Source organism: Idiomarina sp. (genome assembly GCF_019431395.1).
GTDB lineage: Bacteria > Pseudomonadota > Gammaproteobacteria > Enterobacterales > Alteromonadaceae > Idiomarina.
Map to the genome: position 1 here is coordinate 2,560,479 of NZ_CP080268.1, position 24,564 is coordinate 2,585,042.

A 24,564-nucleotide genomic window follows, 5' to 3' on the forward strand; every position below is an offset into this window, starting at 1 on the left:
AGATGCCTATGCTAGCTTTAATTCAGACACTCGCCAATAGGGTGGGAGCCAATAGTTGTTTGGTGTGCGGCCTTGTAAAAGTCTCAGAATATGGACTCTGCGGTGATTGTGAATGGGTTATCTCGCGCTGGTATCCGCGATGTCTTAAACACCTTGCAGAGCAACCCCCAACCAGCACATTGGCAACGGCTGATTACTGGTTTGCAGCGCTGCGCTGGACACCGATAACGCAACAACTCATTCATCGCTATAAAACCTCCGGGCAGCAATACCTGGCAAGGCCGATGGGACTATGGCTGGCAGCACATCTCGTCCATTGTTACTCGAATCAAGGCATAGCTTGGCCGGACTTAATTATTGCTATGCCGACAACGCAGGCAACCTGGCGGGACAGAGGCTTTCACCATACCGGGCTTTTGATGTTAGAGGTATCAAAACACCTGCAGCTGGCAAATCAACCCGGATTACTGCGGGTTATCCGCAATGTCCCCAAACAAAAGCAGTTGAACCGTGTCGCACGTTGGCAAAAAGCTCGTGGTAGTCAGTTCTGTACAGCAGATGTGTCAGGAAAAACGATAGCGGTGATTGATGATTTGATTAGTTCAGGAGCAACGCTGTCGGCAGCGGCTCAAGCGCTTAGGAAGCAGGGAGCTAAACAGGTACATGGCTGGGCGCTAATCTACAACGCCGGTGACTAGCCAGCGGCTTGCTATTACGATAAACTATACCCTAGTAAATTACTCAGGTATAGAAGAGGCGAGCAGTATGATTCGTATTACCGAAGCGGCGCAAAAACATTTTGGCAAACTCCTTTCCGAACAGCCCGATGGCACCGGAATTCGTGTTTTTGTGGTTAATCCGGGCTCACCTAACGCTGAATGTGGCGTATCCTATTGCCCGCCGGATTCAGTCGAAGCAGATGACGAACGTTTGCCGTTTAATGGGTTCGATGCAATAGTTGACTCAGGAAGTGCACCCTTTTTAGAAGATGCGGTGATTGACTTTGAAGAACAAGAACTGGGTTCGCAGTTAACGCTTAAAGCGCCCAACGCAAAGGCGCGCAAAGTTGCAGATGATGCGCCATTAATTGAACGCGTGGAATATGTTATCCAGGCCGAAATTAACCCGCAGTTAGCCAATCATGGTGGCCATGTCATGGTCAATGATATTACCGATGACGGCTTGGCAATTTTGCAGTTTGGTGGCGGTTGTAACGGTTGTAGCATGATTGATGTAACGGTTAAAAATGGCATCGAAAAAGAGCTTAAAGAACGCTTCCCTGAGGAGATAACCGGGGTTCGTGATATTACTGAACATGAGCGTGGCGAACACTCTTACTACTAGGGTAAGGGGTTATACAAGTTGAAAGAAATTAGCAGGAATCGTTCGATTTTTTAATGTTAAGATAATGTGATCCCTCGCAAGTGTACCTAGCGTAGTGATATTTGCCCTAATCATTACGAGGAAATCACTATGCGAGGAATCACTAAACTCAGTGTACTCTCTTTATCCCTTGTTGTCTTGTCCGGTTGTTGGCTGGATGACGATGATAATGACCAAACCACGGTTACTCCACCACCTGAACCCGAAGTGCAATCAACTTATGTGCGGGTTCACCATACTTCGGCTGATGCGCCTAACGTTAATGTGTTAGCTGACGGTTCGGCTGTACTTGAGGATGTTCCTTATCATGCCTCTTCAAACGTACTTGAACTAGACGAAGGCACCTACTCAATCACTGTCCAGGGTATTTTACCTGACGGCACTACTGCCGACGTTATCGGACCGGCTGATCTGGAATTTTCCGGAGAAACGCGTTACGAGGTATTTGCCCTGGGTCAGGTCGCAGATGAATCATTGGAACCGTTGATCTTGTCGAACCCGGTATCTGCGGTCGCTGACGGTGAAAGCCGAATTCAGGTTGTTCACGCTGCCTACGGAGCACCAACGGTTGACGTTTATTTAACCGCGCCAGAGGACGAGCTAGCCAGCGCATCGCCGGCGGTAACTCTGGAATATGCAGCAGACAGTGGTCAGGTAGAGGTTCCTGCCGGTGACTATCGTGTGCGTTTAACACCAGCGGGCGAAACTACCGTCGTTTATGACTCAGGTACTTTACCGTTGGCTGACGGTGGTGACTATATTGTCGCGGCAACCAACAATGTAACTACAGGTGAATCACCAGTCACGTTACAGATTTCGACAACAGCCACCGGCACCAAAGATGCGGCTATCGGTCCGGTAGCGTTAACATTAGACGCCTCGGGCATTTATACCATTGTGGCAACTGATAGCAATGGCGGTGGTTTACCACCTCAGGTCATTCTGTTAGACGACTTGGCGCCAGCGCAACCTTAACCATAGCGCCTGAAACAGACCGCGCATAAGCAAAAAGCCGCTCAGAGCCAGCCATAAACCATGGTTCTGTAGCGGCATCCCGGCCCACCACAAGGGTAAAAAGCCAAATCCGGCCGCAAGTATCATGGTATTGCGCATGCCCTTGCTCAACGATAAGCCGATATAAACCCCATCAAACCAGTAACTCCAGTGACCGACCAGTGGTAATAGGATTATCCAGGGTAAGTAATTCTCGGCTTTATTGATGATTTCGGGTAAATCAGTAATCAGACCTATGATTTGCGCACCGAAAATCCAGAATATCAGGCTGTAAAATACGGCGAAGATACACGACCAAACCAAGGTAAGCTTACACCAATAGCGAATACGGTCAGGTTGTTTTTGTCCTTTGGCAGCGCCCGCCAGCGCCTCAACCGAATAGGCAATGCCATCGAGGCCGAGCGAAATTAGCATCAAAAACTGCATCAGTACCGCGTTTACAGCAACGATATCCGAACCATAGCGCGCCGCATAGCCGGTCATTGTCGCCATGCATAACTGCAATACCAGACTGCGAATGAAAATATTACCGTTTACATTGAGGTATTGGCTCAGTTTATCGGGGATTATTTTTAATAATGCAGGTGTCCAGTTCAATGCTTTTGCACACCAGTAAATACCCACTAACGCAGTGACGTAATCAGCAATCAGGGACGCCCAGGCGGCGCCGGCAACGTTTAAGTCCAGGCCTATGATCAGTACGAGATCCATCATCACGTTAACGGCATTGGTAATAATCGCCAGCCACATAGCGCGGCCACTTTGCTGCCGGCCTAGCAAAACACCTAATGCGATTAAGATGGTAAGTGCTGCCGGCGCTGACCATAGGCGGATGCCAATATAAGTGCTGGCATAGGGAATAAGTGCGGCGTCCGGCTGTACGACCCACAGTGAGAAGTCAATAATCCATGGGGAAGCTATAGCGATAGCGATACCTAATCCGATGGCAAGCGTCAAACCATGGTTAAAATGCTGCCGTTGCTCGGCCAGATTATTAGCACCAAAGGACTGTGCAATATAACCGGTTGTGGCCATGCGTAAAAATACGGCTAACAAATAAATAAAGCTAACCACCATGGCACCAATAGCGACCGCTGATAAGTAGATAGCATCGGGTAAATGCCCTATGATGGCGGTATCAACTAAGCCCAGCATGGGGGCTGCGATATTGGATAAGATCATCGGCAGCGCAATCGCAAAGACTTTTTTGTGGTCAGTGATGCTAAAACCAAATAAAGTCGATGGCACGATGTTGTCCTTAGCGTTGTCCAATGTCAGAAAAAGTGGCTATCTGCAGAAAATGGGAGTGTAGCATGAAACTGAAATCACTGGGGCTCGCGTCAATACTGCTGGTGGCCTGCGGCGACAGTAGTTCGCAGGAAGCCTCGTCTGTGGAAACGGCTAAAAAGCAGCCAGACAACAGTATCGCTGTCTTGCAATACCACCATGTGTCGGAGACGACCCCGGCAGTTACATCCATTACGCCAAAGCAGTTTAAACAACATCTCGATTACCTCGAAGAAAACGAGTTTTCGGTATTGTCTATTGAGCAAGCGCATCAACGCATAGAGAACGACGAAGGCTTTCCGGATAAAGCGGTGGTAATCACTTTTGACGACGGTTACGACAATGTCTTCGAACATGCTGCTCCGTTATTGGCTGACTACGATATGCCTTACGCGGTATTTGTTAACCCCGACTTGATGAAAGAGAGTCCATCTGCCTATATGAGCTGGGAACAACTCAAACAAATACAGCAGCAGGGCGCAACTATTGTTAACCATGGTCAAACGCATGCGCACTTAATCCGCCGTCGGGCAAACGAAACCGAGGAACAATGGCGGGAGCGGATGCATTATGACGTTATATCTGCCCAGCAGGTTATCGATGCAAAACTCGGCGAGCAACCTAAGTATTTTGCTTATCCTTATGGCGAATATGATGCAGAGCTACAGAATTTGCTCGATGAGTGGGGCTTTTTAGGCTTTGCTCAACACAGCGGACCATGGAGTCCTTACAGTGATAAAACGGCAATTACGCGTTTCCCCGCCTCGGGTATTTATGCCAATTTAAAAACGCTGGATGCTAAGCTAAAGAGTCGCGCATTGCCGGTAGCGGACTATAAACCCAGTGAGCCATTGATCGCTTATGACGATGAACGACCAACCCTGCGGGTGACGCTTGCGCATGCGGACGGTCTGCAACAAAAGGCCTTGAGATGTTTTCAGGGGACAGATGTGTTACAGCCTACCTGGCAGGATGAACTCACGTTTAGCGTTAAACCTAAAGAAAACTTACCGATAGGGCGTTCACGCATTAACTGCACAGCGCCGGCAGATGCCGGCACTCCTTACTACTGGTTTTCAGCAGCATTTATTCGTCCGGATGCCGAGGGGAGCTGGCCGGATTAGCCGGCTATAATCGCAAAATCACGTTTAAGCTGTTCCATGTCGACCACCGGAATTTCACCAGCCTGGTGGTCGGCATTAAATATCGCAATGCGGTTGCCATCAGGATTAACCAAAATAATAGCTGCACTGTGGTTCACCAGATAATTTTCCTCGCCTTCTTCCGGAACCGAATACATCAATCCTAAATCCCTGACAAACGGAAATAACTGCGGATGTTCTGCACGGATACCGACAAATGCATCGCCAAAATAGCCGGTATACTCTTTTAAACGCTCCATCGAGTCGCGTTTAGGATCAACCGAAATCATCCACACTTTTACCGGTGTGTCAGTATGCTGCTGTAAGTTGGGTAGCGCGTTTTTCAAATCGGACATGGTAGTTGGGCATATATCCGGGCAAAACGTGTAGCCGGTAAAGAGTAACGTCCACTGGCCTTTAAGAGCCTGGTTATTTATGGCGTCAGGACTCTCTGTTGACTGCAGCTGGAAGGGGGCAGGTGCCCTTGGCGGTTGATAGACCAAGGCCTCAGGCTCGGCCTTTGGCCAAAGCTGATAACTGGCAACGCTGATAGCAGCCGCAATAACGGCGGCTAACACGATCATTAACTTTTGCATCGATTGTTACCTCAGGCCTTATACGTAGTGATCGACCAGTAATATGACGAACAGCAACATCAGGTGCCAAATTGAAAACGCAAACATGTTAAACGCGGTTTTTTTCTTGGGCGCATATTTGAGCTTCCAGGCATAGGCCAGGAAAATGGCATTCAATACCGTAACACCGACAAGATAGATTGCGCCTGACATGCCCACCAGGTAGGGCAAAAAGCAAACTACCGTCAATAACACCGTGTAAAGCAGAATACAGGTTTTGGTAAAGTCGATACCGTGTGTAACCGGTAACATGGGTACTTTGGCTCGCGCGTAGTCTTTTTCGCGGTGTACTGCCAACGCCCAAAAATGGGGTGGTGTCCAGGTGAATATAATCATCACCAATAAAATGGCATGGGCGTGAATATCGTTAGTGACAGCAGTCCATCCTAACAGTGGCGGTGCTGCCCCAGCCAGACCGCCAATGACGATGTTTTGTGGCGTCGCGCGTTTTAGAAACATGGTATAAACCACCGCATAACCGACCATACTGGCGAAAGTTAGCCATGCCGTTAGTGCATTGACCCATACATACAATGTCGCAAAGCCTAACAGACCAATTGTAGCCGCAAAGGTACTGACCTTTAACGGCGATAAATTGCCTTGCGGCAGGGGGCGACGCAGCGTACGTGCCATTTTTGCATCGATATGACGATCGACCAGGTGGTTAATGGCGGCAGCGGCAGCCGACATTAAGCCAATGCCGGCCAGAGCAGGTATTAACACATCAAGCGCTACCCACTCCGTTTGTGCTAATGCCATGCCGACAACGGCTGTAAGCAATAGCAGGGCAACCACGCGAGGCTTAGTTAATTCGAGATAATCCCGCCAGTGAGCGCTGCGTTGTTGTAATTTTTTTGATGCAACGGTAGTTGGCATATCAAACTCCTTTATGCCTTTCTGGACAAGTTATAGTTCAAGGCGACCAGAGACAGCAGTAATAATGCTCCCACGGCATTATGAGAGACTGCGACCCATAACGGCAGGCCGAAGACTACGTTACTAATACCGAGTGCAATTTGCAAAACTAATAACAAGCCTATAACAAATAGCGAGCTACGGAAGAAACCGGATACAGCTTTACGCCAACACTTAAATAAAAGCCAGCCGACCACCAGCGTGGTAATAATTGCGCCAACACGATGCACAATATGCATGGTCATGCGGTCGTTGTAGTCGTGAGCGCCGTATTGATAGGTTTCGGCTTCTGGAATGCTAAAGGCACCAGCGAAATCGAGGTTAGCAGTCCAGTTCCCTTCACAAAACGGGAGTTCAGTACAGGCAACAGCAGCATAGTTAGCAGCAACCCAACCACCAAGGGCAATTTGGAAGAGTACTGTTAACAACGCAAATAATGCCAGCCCCCGGTAACGCCGCAATTCCGGATCGCCGCCGCCAACCCGATAAGGCGCCAAGCGCAGATTGAGTAGTAATAACAGTGATATGATCGAAAACCCACCCAATAAGTGCCCCATCACAATAAGCGGCTGTAGGTTTAGGGTAACGGTCCACATCCCCAATGCAGCCTGGAAAATAACAAGAGCTAAAATAAAAGTGGGTAATTTAATCGGTGTTGGCTTTTGGCTTGGCTGGCGCTTTTTAAACCATGCGCTAACAGCAATAGCTAAAATTAACAGTCCCAGAGTCCCTGCGAAATAACGGTGAATCATCTCATACCAGGCTTTATCGGCTTCAACGGGCGCACCGGGGAATAATGCCTCAGCTTGCGCAATATGCTCAGCTTTTGACGGAACGGTTAAAAAACCATAACAGCCCGGCCAGTCGGGGCAACCTAATCCGGCTTCTGTTAGACGCGTAAAAGCGCCCAGGACGATAACGCAAAACGCCAGCACAATACTAATTTTAACGAGAGTACGCATTGCCTTATCCTATTCTTGATAATTTAAGTAGCTTACGCAGATCAGCCAGCACGTTTTTACCCTCCAACACCATGGCTTCTTTATCTGCATGGGTGGGGTAGTAAAGCATGACATTATTCAGCGGGTCGATAATGAAGAGTGTATTAATCGGTAACTCATCAAGCTGTGCCAAAAGGTCTGCGGAGACAACATCCTGGAAGTCAAATTGTTGATGGTATTGCGCAATATCGTCACGCTGAGCTGCCGTCAATACAATGGGAGTTACCCGGTCCGTATCTTTGCCAACAGCAACATCAATTTGATTCATAACGAATAACGCGTTTTGGCATGCCTGCTGGCATTCCTTTGGGGGTACGTAGGCAAGCTTCCAACCTTCCGGTAGTGCTTCGGCTTGCTCTAATGCCACTGGATTAGCCATTAAGGTACCCTTGTTAGTACCTGCCTGGTACCAATGTTGATCGAGGATGACCCAGGCAATGATGACCGGTAGTAAAAAGGCGATTAGAACAATGATCAATGTACGTCGTGAGCGATTGAGGGAGCTCATCGTTACTCCTCTTGTTTTTGTTTATTTATTTTTATAACAGCAAAAGCAAAAATCACCAATGCCGCAATTGCCAACGAAAACCACTGCAATGCATAGGCCTGATGTTTTTCGGGTGGCATGACGTTCGGTTGCCATTGGCGAGAGTAGCCAAATGCTACTTGTTCAGATAGCAGCGCAACATAGGGAAGCATGGGTATTTGATAAACATCGGCAATTTTTCCTGGTAAAAACTCGGGTACACGCTGAGGCCATATTCCGACTTGTTGCTCCTGCTCACTGCTAATAAAAACATTTTCTTCGGGGTGCTGAATGAGCCCGGTCAATGTCACCTCTTCTTCTGGTAGTTCTATTTGAGGCAGCTCGCTACGTAACCTGGGGGCCTTGATCCAGCCAAGATTAACGGGCAGATAGCGCTGCTTTGTACTGAGCTTAAGTAAACCGACAACGTGATAACCAGGGGTACCATCTTGTATTTGGTTATCGATAAAAAAGAATCGTTTCTGGTCGAAGGTGCCGGATGCCGTAACGGCTTCGAAGCGCTTAGGTTGTCGCTTAATAAGATTAAGGTTCACTGGGTTGTTAGTGGAGTCGGAGGCATGCTGTTGATAGTCATCGAATAAGGCTTGTTTTTGGGCGGCGCGATCGAGCTGCCAAAATCCTAACTTGACCATCACCACGACAGCGAGCAAAGTAATAATACCAGCCACAATCGGTATTTTTATGTTAGTTATTTTTAAGCTCATTATCGTCGCGTTACTACTCTATATGGTGTTTAACCTGTTCCGGGCACTTTTTGTGATGCTACGAAACGACCCCAACAAACCACCAATGACACGCTATCTTGGAAAACGCGTGGGAATTGCTGCCCTGGTTTTGTTATTGCTAATTATTGCAGCTTCCAGCGGACTTATGCCGCTCAATCCGCGCCCCTATTAAGAGGCGCGGATTTTTCGGTTTAAAGGATGTAGACAACCACAAACAAGCAAACCCAGACCACATCGACAAAGTGCCAATACCAACTGGTCGCCTGAAAGGCAAAATGATTATCCGGTGTAAAATGACCCTTAACTACGCGCAGGAACATGATGATGAGCATCAGCGTACCCAGCGTCACATGCATGCCGTGGAAGCCGGTCAGCATGTAAAAAGTATTGCCGTAGATGCCTGAATCAAGCGTTAAGCCCAACTGCTCGTATGCATGAACGTACTCAGCCCCTTGCAGGTAAAGGAAAATACAACCCAGGATAATGGTAAGACCTAACCAAGCAGTCAATTGCTTGCGGTTATCTTTTTCCAGCCCTACGTGAGCAAAATGACAGGTAACCGAACTAACCACCAGAATCACGGTATTAATTAACGGAAGTCCATACCAACCCATGGCTTGAGTTTCGGTTCCACCCGGTGTTTTGGTCAACGGCCACTGCGCAACGAACTCAGGCCACAATACTTCAGCAGTCATTACATTGTTGCTGGCGCCGTCAAGCCAGGGAACAGCTATAACCCGCGCGTAAAACAAGGCGCCGAAGAATGCTGCGAAGAACATGACTTCCGAAAAGATAAACCAACTCATGCCTTGTTTATAAGAGTTGCCAAGTTGGTCATTGTACAAACCCTGCATGGATTCGTTGATTTGATCGCGAAACCAGCCAAACAGCATGACGGCCATTACGATGATACCGATAGTTAATACGGTGCTACCGTAACCGTCCTGATTGTTGGTCATGTCTATTACTGTGTTACCGGCTCCCCAGGCAATCAGGCCCAAACCAATGGCGCCTATAATCGGCCAAGGGCTGGAAGCAGGAACGTAATAACTTTGATTCTCTGCCATGACGACGTTTTCCTTATTCTGTAGTTTGTAGCTGAGCTAATGTCTCAGCCGTCGCATCGGCTGTCATATCATACAGCGTGTATGACAGTGTCAGTGTAGTAATATGATCCGGTATTTCCGGATCTAAATAGAACTGCATCGGCATTTCGGTATTATCACCGGCTTTTAACGGTTGCTGATTAAAACAAAAGCATTCCACCTTGTTTAAATAAAGCGAGGCTTCAGCTGGAGCAACCGACGGAATTGCCTGCGCGACCATATCGCCCGACGTCGGGTTCCCGGCTAAAAAGTTAACCACTCGCACTTCGCCAGGGTGCACCCGAACCTGCTTAACCGATGGTTCGAATTTCCAGGGAATCCCTTTTGCATTGCGGGTGATAAACTGAACGTTAACGGTACGCGACTTATCAACCGTCTGATGAGTCGCCGCTACCGCTTCGTTCTTGGTTCTGCCGTTAAAGCCGGTGACCTCGCAAAACACGTCGTACAAAGGTACCAGGGCAAAACCGAAAGCAAACATACCAGCGACTGTTAATAGCAGTCGCTTAACGATTTTACTGTTATCTGGCCGTTGTGATTGTTGCGAGTCAGCCATGACGTTACTCCACTTTAGGTGGTTTTTCGAAGGTGTGGTATGGCGCCGGCGACGGCACGGTCCACTCTAAACCTTCAGCACCTTCCCACGGTTTCGCAGCAGCTTTTTCGCCACCGCGTACACATTTAATGCATAGCCATAAGAAGATCAGTTGTGATAAGCCGAACGCAAACCCACCAATACTGGTAATTTGGTTAACATCAGCGAACTGGATCGAGTAGTCGGGTATGCGTCGTGGCATGCCCGCAAGGCCGGCAAAGTGCATGGGGAAGAACAACACGTTGACCGAAATTAACGAGGTCCAGAAATGTAATTTAGCCAGCGTCTCGTCATACATATGGCCTGTCCATTTGGGCAGCCAATAATAAGCTGCAGCCATAATTGAGAAGACTGCGCCGGTCACCAATACATAGTGGAAGTGGGCAACCACAAAGTAGGTATCATGATATTGGAAGTCGACGGGGGTTATTGCCAGCATCAGGCCGGAAAAACCACCGATAGTAAACAAAATCACAAACGCCAGCGCGAATAACATTGGTGTTTCGAATGTCATTGCGCCACGCCACATGGTTGCAACCCAGTTAAAGACTTTTACCCCGGTAGGCACCGCAATCAGCATGGTGCAGTACATAAAGAACAGTTCTGCAAATACCGGCATACCCGTAGTAAACATGTGGTGTGCCCATACCAGGAACGACAGGATGGCAATGGATGCCGTGGCATAAACCATCGATGCATAACCAAACAACTGTTTACGTGTAAATGCCGGAATAATCGCCGATATAATACCAAACGATGGCAAAATCATGATGTACACTTCGGGGTGGCCAAAGAACCAGAAAATATGCTGGAACATGACCGGATCACCACCACCGGCTGCATCAAAGAAGCTGGTGCCAAAGTACTTATCAGTCAATACCATGGTTACAGCACCCGCTAACACCGGCATAACCGCAATGAGCAAGAAAGCGGTGATTAGCCATGTCCACACAAACAATGGCATTTTCATGTAATTCATGCCCGGAGCACGCATGTTCATAATGGTTACGATGACGTTAATCGCACCCATAATCGATGAGATACCCAAGATATGCATGGAGAACACAAACAGTGCTGTGGAGTCGTTACTGTAAGTTGTTGATAGCGGCGCATAGAATGTCCAGCCGAAGTTAGGGCCACCGCCTTCGAGGAACAACGATGAGAGCAAAATGGCAAAGCCGAACGGCAAAATCCAGAAGCTCCAGTTATTCATTCGTGGCAGAGCCATGTCCGGCGCGCCGATCATCATCGGTATCATCCAGTTGGCTAAACCGGTAAAGGCGGGCATAACCGCACCAAAAACCATGATTAGACCATGTACGGTCGTCATCTGGTTAAAGAAGTTAGGCTCTACTAACTGTAAGCCAGGCTGAAATAACTCGGCGCGGATGACCATTGCCATCGCACCACCGATAAAAAACATAATCAAACTAAACCACAGATAAAGCGAGCCAATATCTTTATGGTTTGTCGTGAACAACCAACGGGTAATGCCTGACGGCTTGTGATCGTGGTGTTCTTCGTGATGGATATCGTCCACAACTGTACTCATCACCGTCTCCTTATTGATTCATTACTGCGTTGATGTCCGCGGCTTGCACGGTATCACCGGTATCATTACCCCAGGCATTTCGCTCGTAGGTAATCACTGCGGCAAGCTCTTGCATGGTAAGTTGAGCACCAAAGGCCTGCATGGCCGTACCCTGAACACCATTAACGACAATATCGATATGCTGGTCGCGCGCTTCAGGGTCAATTGATACACCTTCTCCTGCTAATGCAGGGAATGTACCCGGAATACCTTGACCATTTGCCTGGTGACACGCTGCACAAGTACTGTTGTAGATTTTTTCACCCATCGCCATGAGCTCGTCCATCGACATTTCCATGTCGAGAAGTTCTTGCTCGCGTTCGCGCGCAGCAATTTGCTCGGCCTCAGTGTCTTCTATCCATTTCTGATAGTCGGCAGGCTCTTTGGCAATGACCACGATAGGCATAAACCCATGGTCTTTACCACAGAGTTCTGCGCACTGACCGCGATAGATACCGGGCTCTTCAACACGGGTCCAGGCTTCGTTTATAAAACCCGGGTTAGCGTCTTTCTTAACAGCGAAGTCGGGTACCCACCAGCTGTGAATGACATCATCAGAGGTGACGAGAAAACGAACTTTTTGTCCGGTAGGGATAACTAACGGGTTATCGACCTCCAACAAATAGTTTTCGCTCTTTTCAAACTTGTTCTGTATTTGTTCTTGTTGGGTAGCTAAGCGGCTGAAAAACTCAACTTCGTGCTCGAAGTATTTGTAATGCCACTTCCATTGCGACCCGGTAACCTGCACGGTTACGTCGGCATCACTGGTGTCTTCCATCGCAATAAGTGTCGAAGTAGCAGGGATCGCCATACCAACAAGAATTAGAAAGGGGATAATGGTCCAGGCAACTTCCACTTTGACGCTTTCGTGGAACTTGGCCGGCTCGCGACCCTTAGATTTTCGGTGTCGGATCATAGAAATGAACATCAGGCCGAACACAACAACCCCGATAACACAACAGATATAAAATATCGTCATGTGGAGGTCATAGACACGGTTACTGACGTCAGTGACACCTTGCGTCAGGTTAAGGCGGTTTTGGGCTTGCGCAGAAAACCCAAATAAAGCCATAAGTGCCAACAGCGGCTTCATTTTCACGTGACTTCTCCTCTTATTCTTCTACTCGCCAGACTTCTATTTCGCACCTACGCGAAACCAAAACCTGATCGTATGTTGAAGAACAAAGAGGTAAGCAGAAAAAGGAACTACATCTCCCCAGAAATCACTTTCTCTACCAACTCTTTGTTGTAGTTTCGTTGTTATATTAATTTATATAGTTGGGTAGTATCATTTATTAACGAATTTATGCACAAAGATCCAGATCAAATGTGCTGTTTGCTGGAAAAATAACCAAAAGTGTTAAAAAAAAGGGCTGCACCAGCAGCCCAGACACATTATTAGATTGTGGGGTACTGAGGTAGGGGCTCAGTGGAGGTGAGATAATAATGTGTCTTCTTCAAACAAAAAGCATTGTGTTTGGCTTAAGCGGCTTGCCATCTTTACCCGCTGATTAAAGCGACTGTCGAGTGAACCTAACCAGCCAATGATCACGCCGCTGGTTCCCGTCAAAAGAGCTTGTTCTAATGCCCATTCGCGCTGCGCCTGGCTTTGTGTCCGTAGCCAACGAATTCTTTGGCTGGGCACGCCTGCGGCGACCAGCTGCGCGACAAACTCCCTTTGCCCGCCAACAACCGTAACCCATTGCTCCGACGCACAATCTGCTGCAGCAGCAAGCGCTTGTGTCACTGATGTATCAGCTGCAACACCTTGAGATGACTGAGTGATACCCGAGTTGCTTTGCCATAAACCGGGGTGAGATTGTTTGGTTGATTGCTGAAACTTCATAATGATGCTCCGTTACGAATAACACCGACGGCTAAGCCTTCGATGGCAAATACTTGTTCTGATAAGTCCACAACAATGGTAGAAAACTCTTCGTTTTCAGGATGAAGCAGCACTTTGCGGCCTTTTTGTTCAAACCGTTTTACCGTGACTTCATCTTCGACCCGGGCGACAACCACCTGCCCGTTTCGTGCTTGTTCAGTTTTGTGTACAGCGAGAAGGTCACCATCTAAGATGCCGATATCGCGCATACTCATACCATTAACTTTCAATAGAAAGCTCGCCGCAGGATAAAAAAGGCCCTCGTCAACTTTGAAATGTCCTTCAATATGCTCTTGCGCTAGAATGGGCGAACCCGCTGCAACCTGACCTATCAGCGGTAAACCTTCTTCTATGTCAAAGTCATCACCAATCAGCCGAATACCACGTGACATACCCGGGAGAATTTCAATCACGCCTTTTCTGGCCAGTGCTTTTAAATGTTCTTCTGCGGCATTGGCAGACCGAAACCCTAATTTACTGGCTATTTCGGCACGCGTGGGCGGCATACCGGTCGCCTGCAGATTATCTTTAATCAGTGCTAAAATTTCTGATTGTCTTGGAGTTAACGGTCGCATGAGCTTTCCTGTTTATTTATACAGTAACTGTGAGTATATACAGGTATTTTGCATTCGCAAGTATTTTTTGTCGCAACTTAATATCCTGTATACTGTCGACTAAGTAATTGTTTTAAACGCATTCTGTGCAGGGTTCTAATGGCAAGTCAGGGTTGGTTTTATTCGGTAATTAAGCATCCGCTACGTTGGTTGACGCGTTTTATTGCGATAGCTGATGATGCAGAGTCAGGTGACGCAAGTGTTGCCGACAAGCCGGTCGTGTACGTTATGCGTTCAACGTCGCGTGCCGATTATTCCATATTACAGCGGGCAGCCCGGCAAAAACAGTTGCCGGATCCGTCGATGCCACTGGTCGTAAATGGGAAATCGTTCACGCGGGTTATGTATTTGGAACAAGCAGAATCCGATTCTTCTCAGCAAGCGATAGAAGACTTCCATCAGTTACTCGAAGCCCACCATGCTGACCAACAGTTGGACATTCAATTGCTGCCTGTTGGCGTCTTCTGGGGCAGAAAACCTGGTCAGGAGGCTCGCGACGGCGCCACCATGACAGGTGACCTGGACAACCCTGGCCACTTGCGTAAGTTCTGGCTGGTACTTTTCTCGGGTCGGCAGGTGCTGTGTCGTTTTTCGCGCTCGGTTAGCTTAGGCACCATGGCCCGACAAAGTGGTAGCGACATAAAAATTGCGCACAAACTTGCGCGGGTTGCTCGGGTCCACTTTGTACGCATGCGTCACGCGGTGGCGGGGCCGAAGTTAAGTGACCGCAACGAGCTGATGCATGATTTAATTAGTTTGCCAGCGCTCAAAAAAGCGATAGCCGATGAACAGCGCAGTAATAAAGTGTCTGAACAGGAAGCTCGTAAAAAGGCGCTTAGCTACGTTAACGAAATTGCAGCTAATTATAGCGAGACGCTGGTAAGGGTTCTGGATCGCTTTATGACCTGGATGTGGAGTCGAATCTATAATGGCATCGACGTGCGCGGAGGCGACAGAATTCGCAAACTCGCGCAACAGGGCCATGAAATTATCTACGTTCCCTGCCATCGCAGTCACATGGATTACCTGTTATTGAGCTACGTGATATACAAGCAAGGCCTGGTACCGCCGCATATTGCCGCCGGCGTGAACCTTAACTTTTTTCCGGTGGGCTCAATTTTTCGCCGCGGTGGGGCGTTTTTTATTCGCCGTAGCTTTCGCGGCAATAAACTGTATTCGGCCGTGTTTCGCGAATACCTTTGTTGGTTATTTCAGAAAGGCTATCCGGTAGAGTATTTTAGCGAAGGTGGTCGCTCCCGAACCGGGCGTTTGCTACCGCCGAAAACGGGAATGTTAGCGATGACAGTGCAAGGTATGTTGCGCGGCCAGCAGCGTCCTATCTCGTTGGTACCGGTTTACCTTGGCTACGAGCATATAATGGAAGTAGCGACCTACCTGAAAGAACTAAAAGGTAAGAACAAAGAAAAAGAATCGATGTGGCAGGTGCTGGGTAGCCTCCGCAAGTTAAAAAACTTCGGTCAGGGTTACGTTACTTTTGGTAAGCCAATTAACCTTAAAGACTTTCTCGATCGTCAGGTAGAGGACTGGCAGTCATCGGTTACCCGCGGTGCTGAAGAACCCGAACGGCCGCAGTGGCTAACACCTGCCGTTAACCGGTTAGCAGAAACGGTCATGCGTGGCATTAATGACGCTGCTGCAGCCAACAGTGTTAATTTAACCGCCTTGGCTATTCTGAGCTCAGAGCATCATGCGTTAACGCGGGAAGAGTTACTGGCGCAGTTACGCGTTTATCAGGGGTTACTAAAAGAAGTCCCCTATACGCAGGACGTTAATGTACCGACCGCGACGGCTGAAGAACTTTGGAGCCAGGCTAAACGTACCGATAAATTTACTATCAACGAAGATACCATGGGTCAGGTCATTGGCTTAGAGAATGCTAATGCAATAGCCATGACTTACTATCGTAATAACATTTTGCACCTGATGATTGTTCCGGGGATTGTTGCCACTGCGTTGGTCGCTAAAAAGCAGCAAACCCTGACTCAGCTAATTGAACAGGTTCAACAAGTCTATCCCATGTTGCAAGCCGAGCTATTCCTCTCGCACGAGGTTGACGAAGTACCGCTTTGGGTTGAGGCAATCGTTGAAGAACTGCAACGACAAGGCTTAGTTAGCTTTAGCGGCGGAGTCTATCACATGGTGTCACGGGAGTCGGCGCAGTGGTTACAACTGCAACTACTAGCCCGTAGTGCCAGCGAAACCCTGCAGCGTTATAGTATTGTATTAGAGCTTTTACAGCAGGCTCAGCCAATTCAGCGAGCCGAGTTGGAGAGGCACTCAATTACGCTGGCAGAGCGATTAAGTGCGATTCACGGTATTAACGCACCAGAGTTTTACGATAAAAAAGTCATGTCGACGTTTATTGCAAGCTTAAAAGGTCAGGACTTATTAAACGTCAACGATGACGGCCAGCAAATTGCGGCTCCGGCAATTGGCGCATTAAGTGACCGTATTGATGCGTTGATCGATCCACCGGTACTGCAAACAATCCGCCAATCGGTGCAACAGCTGTTAGTCGAAATGCAGAAGAAGGCCGACAACTCAGGTTAAAGAAACCAGTAATGCCAGGCCAGGCCAGTGGCAAATGTCATCCCCACATAGTGATTGTGAAGGAAGGCTTTAAAGCATTGGCTTGGCTCACGTTCACGAATTAATAATTGCTGGTATACAAATAATCCCACAATAGCCGCGAGCGCCAATAGCAGAGGCCAGCTCCAGTCAAACCAATACGCTACATAAGTCAGCAAGGCGACCGTGATAAGCTGCAGTAAACCAATGATAAGCCGATCATGTCGGCCAAATAAAATCGCGGTACTGCGGATACCAACTTGTAAGTCATCTTCGCGGTCAGCCATGGCATACTCGGTGTCGTACATCACTGTCCAGATAACGTTAGTCACAAATAACACACCGGCAATAAACCACTGAGTTGAGTTTTGGGCGCTAAAGGCCATCAAAATACCGAAGCTAAACGCGACCCCCAAAACCACTTGTGGCAAATGTGTCCAGCGTTTGCAAAAAGGGTAGAGTGCAGCAACACCTGCGGCGGCGAAGCTTAACATCACGGTCTGGGTATTGAACTGCAGTACCACAATGAAGGCGGCAAACAATAACAGCCCAAATACCACTACCGCTTCGGTGGCTGTAACCTCACCCGCCGGCATAGGCCGTTGATGAGTGCGGCTGACGTGGCCATCAAGGTTGCGGTCGGCAAAGTCGTTGATCACACAACCGGCAGAACGCATTAAGAATGTTCCCAACATAAACAGCACAAACAGTTTTAACGAGGGCTCGCCGTTGCCGCCAATGAGCAGAGCCCAAATGGTAGGCCAGGCTAATAGGTAAGTGCCAATAGGCCGATCGGCACGCATTAAGCGCCAGTACGCGTTAAGCTTACTCATGTCCTTTCTCCTCAGGGTTAAGCGAATGTGATGCGCGGGATTCATAAAAGGGTAGTGGCGAAAGAAATATTTCGCTAACTAGAACGCGCTGTCCGCCGGTTAAAAATAAGCTACGACGCCCCCACAAATTTTGTGAATGCCCAAAAAGCTGATGGTTTAGCCTTGCAACAGCATGATTGTCGGGTAATTGTGCGACCTCAAAAGGGCTGCGCAATAAGTCAGGCTGACCGAATAGTGATTGCCCCAAAGATGAGTCGCCGAGGCCAGATAAATTCAGGTTTTTATGCCGTAGTGCCGATAACGGGAATAAGCTGCGTGCAAAAACCCAGGGCTTGTCGTCGCAATACAGCAGTACTTCCCGCACGCTGGCTTCAAATGGAACGCGGGTATGATGGCGTTTAAACAGGTCGAATTCGCTGTCAAAAATCGGCGCGGGTCGCTGACCAATCAGTTGTACACGGAATTGGCGGCAATGTTGTTTTAATTTTTTTGTTAATGACCCTTCAGCTAATAGCCAGTTGCGCTGGGATGATGTAAGCGAATAATGTTCAGGCGGTTGCCATTGGCAAGGTTCAGAAACAGGAAAATTTAGTTGCATATCAACTTTCGGCTAACGGCTACTGTCGTTATCATAGCAAAGCGAGTAGCGCTTGGCAGTAAATCGGGAACAACAGATGAAGATAATAACGTTAAAAAGTATGCTGGCTATTGCGTTGTTGGTATTAGCCATGCCGGCTAAAACCATGCAAAGCTCGGTTTCTTATTATGGCTTTGAACCAGACATAACCACTAACTTCATTAAAGATGGCAACGACTACCGACTAGGGTTTATTCGAGTGACTATCGAAGTGATGGTGCCAAACCCCCAATATGTTGGGGTGGTCGAGCATCACGCACCGTTGTTACGTGATGCATTTATTCATATTCTGAGTTCTGCCCCGGAGCGTCAAATTAAGACCATGACAGGACGTGATCAGTTGCGAATGAAATGCCAAGAAAGGGCGCAGGAATTAATGCGACAGGAAACCGGCAACCCTGTTATCCGTGAACTTATATTTACTAACTTTATTTATCAATAAGGTAGTCAGCGTAGGTTTTTGCGTGGTGTTGGGTTTAGCAGCCGTACCACAACGCCGGCAAGACAACCGGAAAGCAGACCAGCCAAGTGGGCTTCGTTGGCAATATTAACCCAAAGTACACCGGTGTAACCTAAAATTAACCAGCCGACCATAAATACGATGAGGCCGGGAGGCAACCACAATGGCGTGCGCCGGCCAAAGCTATAAAGCCAGCAAAAGCCTAACAAGCCGTAAACAACACCCGATAAACCACCAAAGTTGGGTCCACTGACGACGTATTGTGCGACATTAGCGGTGATGCCGCTGAATAAAAAGACGGCAATTAACCATGAGCCGCCCAAATAACGTTCAATTCGTCCGCCCAGATACCACCACCAGAACACATTAAACACCAGATGCATGACGGAAAAATGCAGTACTACCGGCGAGATAAACCGCCAGGGCTGAGCAACTGGGTAGCTATCGTAGTAGTTACTGATCCTAAGCGCGCCAAGTATTGATTCGGGCGCCATTTGCAGCAGCAAGTAAACAAACACGGCAATAACTGCAATGATACGGGTAAGCCAACCGGTATTGCGCAGCAGGTCGTTCAGTAATGACGAGCGTGCGCTTCGGCTTGGTTTGGTATCCATGACTTGAGGATTATTTTTAAAATCCTGAATGAGCTGTTTGGCCGCCGCCTCGTAACTGCTTTGGTGCAACCAGAGCTCGAGGTTGTTGCCTTGTTCGGTAACGCTAACCGGAATACCATGCTGACGCAGATACTGATAAACCTGACCTATGAAGTCACTATCGGTGCTAGTCAGTAATCTGCGCATGATGATTAATTGGCCTCGACATCGTCCGGAAACTGCATTTGCCAGGCGGTGAAACCGCCTTGCATGCTAACCGCGTTAGTTAATCCATTTTGTTGTAACACGCTGGCGGCTTGCTGACTACTGATACCGTGATAACAAACAACGATAACTTGAGCACCACCGTCAGTGTTGCTAATAAATTCAGCGACATTGTCGTTGTTTAACTGCAGCGAACCGGGGATATGGCCCTGTGCAAACGACTGCGCATCACGAATATCGACAATGATGGGAGCAGCGTCAGACGCCCATTGCTGATGGGCGTCCAGAAGCGTAATTTCCTGAGTCACGTGATTAATCCCAGTTTAAAATGACTTTACCGGACTGACCACTGATCATGGTCTCAAAGCCCTGTTCATAGTCATCGACATGCATTTGGTGTGTCAGGATTGGAGATATATCTAGCCCTGATTGCAGTAAACTTGCCATCTTATACCAAGTCTCGAACATCTCGCGTCCATAAATGCCTTTGATGACCAGACCTTTAAAGATAACTTCATTCCAGTCAATGGCTACATTCTCGGGAGGAATGCCTAACATGGCGATTTTACCGCCGTGGTTCATGGTCGCCAGCATTTGCGAAAAGGCTGACGGCACGCCGGACATTTCCAGCCCGACATCGAAGCCTTCCTTCATGCCAAGTTCGGCCATGACGTCGGTAAGTTTTTGCTCAGCCACGTTAACCGCGCGGGTCACACCCATTTTACGTGCTAAATCCAAACGAAACTCATTGACGTCGGTGATCACCACGTGTCGCGCACCAACGTGCCGAGCAACGGCTGCTGCCATAATACCAATAGGTCCTGCGCCGGTAATCAGTACGTCTTCACCAACCAGATCAAATGCCAGGGCGGTGTGAACGGCATTACCGAAAGGGTCCATAATCGATGCCATGTCATCACTGACGTCGTCAGGTAATTTGAATGCGTTATCTGCGGGTATCGCCAGATACTCAGCAAATGCGCCGGGCCGGTTTACACCCACGCCGTAGGTATTACGGCAAAGATGGCGGCGTCCGGCACGACAATTACGGCAGTGACCACAAGTGATATGACCCTCACCAGAAACGCGGTCGCCAATTTCAAAGCCGCGAACACCGTCACCCATGGCGGCAACTTCACCGACATATTCATGGCCTACAACCATGGGTACCGGGATAGTTTTCTGAGACCATTCGTCCCACTTATAAATATGTACATCGGTGCCGCAAATAGCGGTCTTTTTAATTTTAATTAAGATGTCGTTGTAGCCGTATTCGGGTTGTTCGACATCGGTCATCCAAATGCCGGGCTTACTATGTAGCTTAGCTAATGCTTTCATGCTTCTCTCCCTAATCCTGGGCGCTTATATAATGCCAAGATCTTTGCCGATTCGTGTAAAGGCTTCGATGGTGCGATCCAACTGTTCACGTGTGTGAGCAGCGGACATTTGTGTGCGGATACGCGCTTTGCCTTTAGGTACTACCGGGAATGAGAAGCCGATCACATAAATACCTTCCTGTAACAAACGATCAGCCATTTCAGAGGCCATGCGGGCATCGCCAATCATCACCGGAATAATCGCGTGATCGGCGCCGCTTAAGGTAAAGCCGGCGGCGGTCATTTGCTCACGGAAGTACTTAGCGTTATCCCACAGTTGCTGGCGTAACTCATGGCCATCACTCAGCATATCTAACACCTTGATGGACGCCTGCACGATAGCAGGGGCAACGGAGTTAGAGAACAAATAGGGGCGCGAACGTTGGCGTAACCAGTCGATCACTTCTTTCTTACCGGAGGTATAACCACCTGAAGCACCGCCGAGCGCTTTGCCCAGCGTACCGGTAATGATGTCGACGCGGCCAAGCACATCACAGTATTCGTGGGTGCCTTTGCCATTTTCGCCCAGGAAGCCGGTCGCGTGACAATCGTCCATCATCACTAAGGCGTCATATTTATCGGCTAAGTCGCAAATACCTTTTAGATCAGCGATTACACCGTCCATCGAGAACACCCCGTCGGTAGCAATTAGTTTGAAGCGCGCGCCATCGGCGTCGGCTTGTTTTAATTGCTCTTCGAGGCTGCCCAGGTCATTATTTTTATACCGATAACGTTTAGATTTACTCAGACGGATGCCATCGATGATACTGGCGTGGTTAAGCTCATCACTAATAATCGCATCTTCGGGGCCCATGATAGTCTCAAATAAGCCGCCATTGGCATCAAAGCAAGAGGAGTACAAAATGGTGTCTTCGGTGCCCAGGAAGTCACTCAGTTTTTGCTCCAGCTCTTTGTGAATATCCTGCGTACCACAAATAAAACGAACCGAGGCGGTACCAAAGCCATGCTCGTCCAGGCCTTTTTTTGCCGCTGCAATCAGATCAGGGTGGTTAGCCAGGCCCAGGTAGTTATTGGCACAAAAGTTAAGTACTTGCTGGCCATTAACGGTGATTTCCGAGCCTTGATCAGAAGTAATAATCCGTTCTTTTTTGTATAAACCTTCGCTGCGTGTAGTTTCGAGTTGTTCGCCCAGTTGCTTGTAAAATGCAGAATTCATGGCTGCTCCATCTTGTTTGATAGTGGCAAATTTATGCGCCATTTTACTGATGTTATAGTCGCTTCGCACCCTTAATTTTGATTTAGCGTTTGAGTCAGCCGTTCAATAAGGTGTACTCTTTAGCAAAATTTAGCGAAACGAGGCCGCCATGCATAGTAAAGCAATTTATCCGGGTACCTTCGATCCCATTACTAACGGTCATTACGACCTGATTGAACGTGCTGCAAACTTATTTCAGCAGGTCGTTGTGGGGATTGCCGAAAGTCCGAGTAAGAAACCTTTGTTTTCATTGCAGGAGCGCGTGATCCTGGCGCAACAGGTCACTGAGAATTTACCGAATGTCTCGGTGGTGGGCTTTTCTGGTTTACTGGTTAACTTTGCTAAAGAGCATGATGCGACTGTACTGGTGCGGGGGCTGCGTGCAGTGTCAGATTTTGAATACGAGTTTCAGCTGGCAAACATGAACCGCCGTTTGTTCCCCGAGTTAGAAAGCGTATTTTTGACACCGGCCGAAGAAAACTCATTTATTTCCTCGACCTTAGTCAAAGAAGTCGCGCTACACGGCGGTGATGTAACCGGCTTTGTCGACAACCGAGTCGCCGACGCGCTGCAACAGAAGTTTGCTAACCGTAGTTAAGAAAAAGCTATTTGTGGCTTCGCCACGGCTTTTTGCTGCGCTGCAGCGGCTGTTGCAACCTGCCTGCGGCGGTTGCTGCTGTTTAGTGAGTAGTGATTTAATGCTCTCAAGAGCCGCCGACAAGCGAAGCGAGTCGGCAAACAGCCGTGGCGAAGCCACTAACAGCCAGCGCCGATAGGCGCTAAAAAGCTGTATTTATAAACACCAGCGTCATCAAAACAGGGCAGATATAGCGCAAATGCCAGCGCAATGCTGTCAGCCAGAAGCTGCCCTGTGCGATAGTATGTAAGTGGTTACTTTTACGCCATAACCAGCCCACAACCAGCAAGTAAAATATGCCCGAAATTGGCAACTGGAACTGCGTGACGGCGGTGACAACCCAGCCGAACAGGGGCTCAAAGAAGATCACCAGACTGAAAGCCAGAATGGCAATCGTTGCCAGTGCTAACAGCGTGGCCTTTTTGCGGTCCAGGTTCATTTCTTCGATAAGGTAAGAAACCGGCACTTCGGCCTGCGCTATGGTAGAAGTAAGCGCGGCGATACTCAGTAGCGTAAAGAAGGCAAAGCCAACAAAAGGACCGACCGCACCCATACTGGCGAAAAGTTGTGGCAGCACCGCAAAAATCAGCTGGCCTTCTCCAATCAGCTCATCACCGTTAGTGACGTTAACCCCCAGTTCGATGCCGGCATATAAGGCCGGGATGATCAATAAACCTGCCAGGAATGCGATAAGCGTATCTAAACCGGCAACGGAAAGACTGAGCTTTCCTAGCTTTGCGCCAGGCAGCAAATAAGAGCCGTAGATCATCATGCCGCCGAGACCGATAGATAATGAGAAAAACGCCTGCCCCATGGCGGCAAGGTAGATCGCCGGGTCGGTCAGTTGGCTGAAGTCTGGTACCAGATATACCTGAAAGCCATCACTAGCACCTGCCAGTGTGCCCATATAAACAATTAAGCCGACCAAGAGTACGACCAATGTCGGCATTAAACGCTTAGACCAACGCTCAATACCATTCTCGATGCCTTGTAGCACCACCCACCCGGTTGTACATAAGAACAGCGCAGTAAATAGTAAGTCGCGGGTCAGTGAGCCCGTCATTAAAAAGTCGGCAACGACGTTAAGACCTAACCAGCTGGCAACATAGCCCAGCGCATGAACGACCATCCAACCTGCTACGATATGATAAAAACTCAGCATCAAACACGAGCCGATGACGTTCAGGAAGCCCATTGTGGCGCCAACGGGCTGCGCCTTGCCTTCACTAAGCTTGGCGAGTGAGCGCACCGGGTTGGCGCGGCCGTGGTGACCAATTAGCATTTCACTATACAAGGCGGGTATGGCGAGCACAAAAATGACGACCAGGTAGACCAGTAAAAACGCTCCGCCCCCGTGGTTAGCAACTTGGGTAGGAAACCCCCAAATATTGCCAAGGCCAACTGCCGAGCCGGCAGCGGCTAAAATAAAACCTAAACGGGTGTGGAAGGATTCGCGCATAGTGCTCACTTACAACTTGTATAAAAATTTAAAGTTAGAGCGCGCATTCTAACGAACTGAGAAAATTTTGCCCTATCTTTTTTGACCAATAAACGGTAA

At 48.5% G+C, this 24,564-nt stretch carries 27 protein-coding genes; 8 read left to right on the plus strand and 19 right to left on the minus strand.

Annotated features, from left to right (window positions below):
- Positions 1-8 precede the first annotated feature (8 nt).
- From KZ771_RS12380 to KZ771_RS12390, 3 genes are all read left to right on the plus strand, one after another.
- The gene (locus KZ771_RS12380) at positions 9-698 is read left to right on the plus strand and encodes a phosphoribosyltransferase family protein (RefSeq protein ID WP_290653787.1); all 690 of its coding nucleotides are present in this window, start codon (positions 9-11) and stop codon (positions 696-698) included.
- A gap of 67 nt (positions 699-765) precedes the next feature.
- Positions 766-1,344 carry a Fe-S biogenesis protein NfuA gene (gene nfuA, locus KZ771_RS12385; protein ID WP_133540474.1) on the plus strand — a complete coding sequence of 193 codons (579 nt, stop codon included), beginning with the start codon at positions 766-768 and terminating at the stop codon, positions 1,342-1,344.
- 129 nt (positions 1,345-1,473) lie between these two features.
- A complete protein-coding gene (locus KZ771_RS12390; protein ID WP_290653789.1) occupies positions 1,474-2,358 on the plus strand; it encodes a DUF4397 domain-containing protein in 885 nt (294 codons plus the stop codon).
- Here the strand turns inward: KZ771_RS12390 and KZ771_RS12395 are convergent.
- Positions 2,329-3,645 carry an MATE family efflux transporter gene (locus KZ771_RS12395; RefSeq protein ID WP_290653791.1) on the minus strand — a complete coding sequence of 439 codons (1,317 nt, stop codon included), beginning with the start codon at positions 3,643-3,645 and terminating at the stop codon, positions 2,329-2,331. The genes KZ771_RS12390 and KZ771_RS12395 overlap by 30 nt on opposite strands.
- A gap of 65 nt (positions 3,646-3,710) precedes the next feature.
- Between KZ771_RS12395 and KZ771_RS12400 the strand changes: the two genes are divergently transcribed.
- Positions 3,711-4,808, plus strand: a complete 1,098-nt coding sequence (locus KZ771_RS12400; protein WP_290653793.1) for a polysaccharide deacetylase family protein — start codon at positions 3,711-3,713, stop codon at positions 4,806-4,808.
- Here KZ771_RS12400 and KZ771_RS12405 read toward each other — a convergent pair.
- Genes KZ771_RS12405 through KZ771_RS12425 form a run of 5 tightly spaced genes read right to left on the minus strand, consistent with a single transcriptional unit; the run spans position 4,805 to position 8,628 of the window.
- Entirely contained in the window at positions 4,805-5,422 is a 618-nt protein-coding gene (locus KZ771_RS12405) for an SCO family protein (RefSeq protein WP_290653795.1), read from the minus strand. The two genes, KZ771_RS12400 and KZ771_RS12405, sit on opposite strands and share 4 nt — an antisense overlap.
- A gap of 18 nt (positions 5,423-5,440) precedes the next feature.
- Positions 5,441-6,337: a heme o synthase gene (gene cyoE, locus KZ771_RS12410; RefSeq protein WP_133540478.1), complete on the minus strand. Its 897-nt coding sequence runs from the start codon at positions 6,335-6,337 to the stop codon at positions 5,441-5,443.
- 11 nt (positions 6,338-6,348) lie between these two features.
- Positions 6,349-7,338, minus strand: coding sequence for a COX15/CtaA family protein (locus KZ771_RS12415; RefSeq protein ID WP_290653797.1), 990 nt, complete (start codon positions 7,336-7,338; stop codon positions 6,349-6,351).
- A 4-nt stretch (positions 7,339-7,342) separates the two neighbouring features.
- Positions 7,343-7,885 carry a hypothetical protein gene (locus tag KZ771_RS12420; RefSeq protein ID WP_290653799.1) on the minus strand — a complete coding sequence of 181 codons (543 nt, stop codon included), beginning with the start codon at positions 7,883-7,885 and terminating at the stop codon, positions 7,343-7,345.
- A gap of 2 nt (positions 7,886-7,887) precedes the next feature.
- Entirely contained in the window at positions 7,888-8,628 is a 741-nt protein-coding gene (locus KZ771_RS12425) for an SURF1 family protein (protein WP_290653800.1), read from the minus strand.
- A gap of 22 nt (positions 8,629-8,650) precedes the next feature.
- On the opposite strand from KZ771_RS12425, the gene KZ771_RS12430 reads away from it, so the two are divergent.
- Positions 8,651-8,821, plus strand: coding sequence for a DUF2909 domain-containing protein (locus KZ771_RS12430; protein ID WP_290572659.1), 171 nt, complete (start codon positions 8,651-8,653; stop codon positions 8,819-8,821).
- A gap of 19 nt (positions 8,822-8,840) precedes the next feature.
- On the opposite strand, the gene KZ771_RS12435 is transcribed toward KZ771_RS12430, so the two are convergent.
- The 6 genes from KZ771_RS12435 to lexA form a co-directional block, all read right to left on the minus strand.
- Entirely contained in the window at positions 8,841-9,716 is an 876-nt protein-coding gene (locus tag KZ771_RS12435; protein ID WP_290572552.1) for a cytochrome c oxidase subunit 3, read from the minus strand.
- Between the two features lie 13 nt (positions 9,717-9,729).
- Positions 9,730-10,311 carry a cytochrome c oxidase assembly protein gene (locus KZ771_RS12440; protein WP_290653801.1) on the minus strand — a complete coding sequence of 194 codons (582 nt, stop codon included), beginning with the start codon at positions 10,309-10,311 and terminating at the stop codon, positions 9,730-9,732.
- Between the two features lie 4 nt (positions 10,312-10,315).
- Positions 10,316-11,902: a cytochrome c oxidase subunit I gene (gene ctaD, locus KZ771_RS12445; protein WP_133540485.1), complete on the minus strand. Its 1,587-nt coding sequence runs from the start codon at positions 11,900-11,902 to the stop codon at positions 10,316-10,318.
- A 10-nt stretch (positions 11,903-11,912) separates the two neighbouring features.
- A complete protein-coding gene (coxB, locus tag KZ771_RS12450; RefSeq protein ID WP_290654857.1) occupies positions 11,913-13,034 on the minus strand; it encodes a cytochrome c oxidase subunit II in 1,122 nt (373 codons plus the stop codon).
- 333 nt (positions 13,035-13,367) lie between these two features.
- Positions 13,368-13,787 (minus strand): SOS-response cell division inhibitor, encoded by a 420-nt coding sequence (locus KZ771_RS12455; RefSeq protein WP_290653802.1) that lies wholly within the window; start codon positions 13,785-13,787, stop codon positions 13,368-13,370.
- Positions 13,784-14,401, minus strand: a complete 618-nt coding sequence (gene lexA / locus KZ771_RS12460; protein ID WP_290653803.1) for a transcriptional repressor LexA — start codon at positions 14,399-14,401, stop codon at positions 13,784-13,786. The genes KZ771_RS12455 and lexA overlap by 4 nt, the downstream gene beginning before the upstream one ends.
- 138 nt (positions 14,402-14,539) lie before the next feature.
- On the opposite strand from lexA, the gene plsB reads away from it, so the two are divergent.
- On the plus strand, positions 14,540-17,011 hold the full coding sequence (gene plsB / locus KZ771_RS12465; protein WP_290653804.1) for a glycerol-3-phosphate 1-O-acyltransferase PlsB: 2,472 nt from the start codon (positions 14,540-14,542) through the stop codon (positions 17,009-17,011).
- Here plsB and ubiA read toward each other — a convergent pair.
- Entirely contained in the window at positions 17,008-17,862 is an 855-nt protein-coding gene (gene ubiA / locus KZ771_RS12470) for a 4-hydroxybenzoate octaprenyltransferase (RefSeq protein WP_133540489.1), read from the minus strand. The genes plsB and ubiA overlap by 4 nt on opposite strands.
- The gene (locus KZ771_RS12475; RefSeq protein WP_290653805.1) at positions 17,855-18,460 is read right to left on the minus strand and encodes a chorismate lyase; all 606 of its coding nucleotides are present in this window, start codon (positions 18,458-18,460) and stop codon (positions 17,855-17,857) included. Before KZ771_RS12475 ends, ubiA begins: the two co-directional genes overlap by 8 nt.
- Before the next feature lie 76 nt (positions 18,461-18,536).
- Between KZ771_RS12475 and KZ771_RS12480 the strand changes: the two genes are divergently transcribed.
- Positions 18,537-18,941 (plus strand): flagellar basal body-associated protein FliL, encoded by a 405-nt coding sequence (locus KZ771_RS12480; RefSeq protein ID WP_290653806.1) that lies wholly within the window; start codon positions 18,537-18,539, stop codon positions 18,939-18,941.
- A 5-nt stretch (positions 18,942-18,946) separates the two neighbouring features.
- On the opposite strand, the gene KZ771_RS12485 is transcribed toward KZ771_RS12480, so the two are convergent.
- The 4 genes from KZ771_RS12485 to KZ771_RS12500 are packed head-to-tail and all read right to left on the minus strand — an operon-like array spanning position 18,947 to position 22,330.
- On the minus strand, positions 18,947-19,759 hold the full coding sequence (locus KZ771_RS12485; RefSeq protein ID WP_290653807.1) for a rhomboid family intramembrane serine protease: 813 nt from the start codon (positions 19,757-19,759) through the stop codon (positions 18,947-18,949).
- A 5-nt stretch (positions 19,760-19,764) separates the two neighbouring features.
- Entirely contained in the window at positions 19,765-20,073 is a 309-nt protein-coding gene (locus tag KZ771_RS12490; RefSeq protein WP_133540511.1) for a rhodanese-like domain-containing protein, read from the minus strand.
- 16 nt (positions 20,074-20,089) lie between these two features.
- Positions 20,090-21,115 (minus strand): L-threonine 3-dehydrogenase, encoded by a 1,026-nt coding sequence (gene tdh, locus KZ771_RS12495; RefSeq protein ID WP_133540493.1) that lies wholly within the window; start codon positions 21,113-21,115, stop codon positions 20,090-20,092.
- Between the two features lie 24 nt (positions 21,116-21,139).
- Complete coding sequence (locus KZ771_RS12500; RefSeq protein ID WP_290653808.1) at positions 21,140-22,330, minus strand: glycine C-acetyltransferase; 1,191 nt, start codon at positions 22,328-22,330, stop codon at positions 21,140-21,142.
- A 148-nt stretch (positions 22,331-22,478) separates the two neighbouring features.
- On the opposite strand from KZ771_RS12500, the gene coaD reads away from it, so the two are divergent.
- A complete protein-coding gene (coaD, locus tag KZ771_RS12505) occupies positions 22,479-22,967 on the plus strand; it encodes a pantetheine-phosphate adenylyltransferase (protein WP_133540495.1) in 489 nt (162 codons plus the stop codon).
- 181 nt (positions 22,968-23,148) lie between these two features.
- On the opposite strand, the gene KZ771_RS12510 is transcribed toward coaD, so the two are convergent.
- Positions 23,149-24,474, minus strand: a complete 1,326-nt coding sequence (locus tag KZ771_RS12510; RefSeq protein WP_290653809.1) for a sodium-dependent transporter — start codon at positions 24,472-24,474, stop codon at positions 23,149-23,151.
- Between the last annotated feature and the right edge of the window lie 90 nt (positions 24,475-24,564).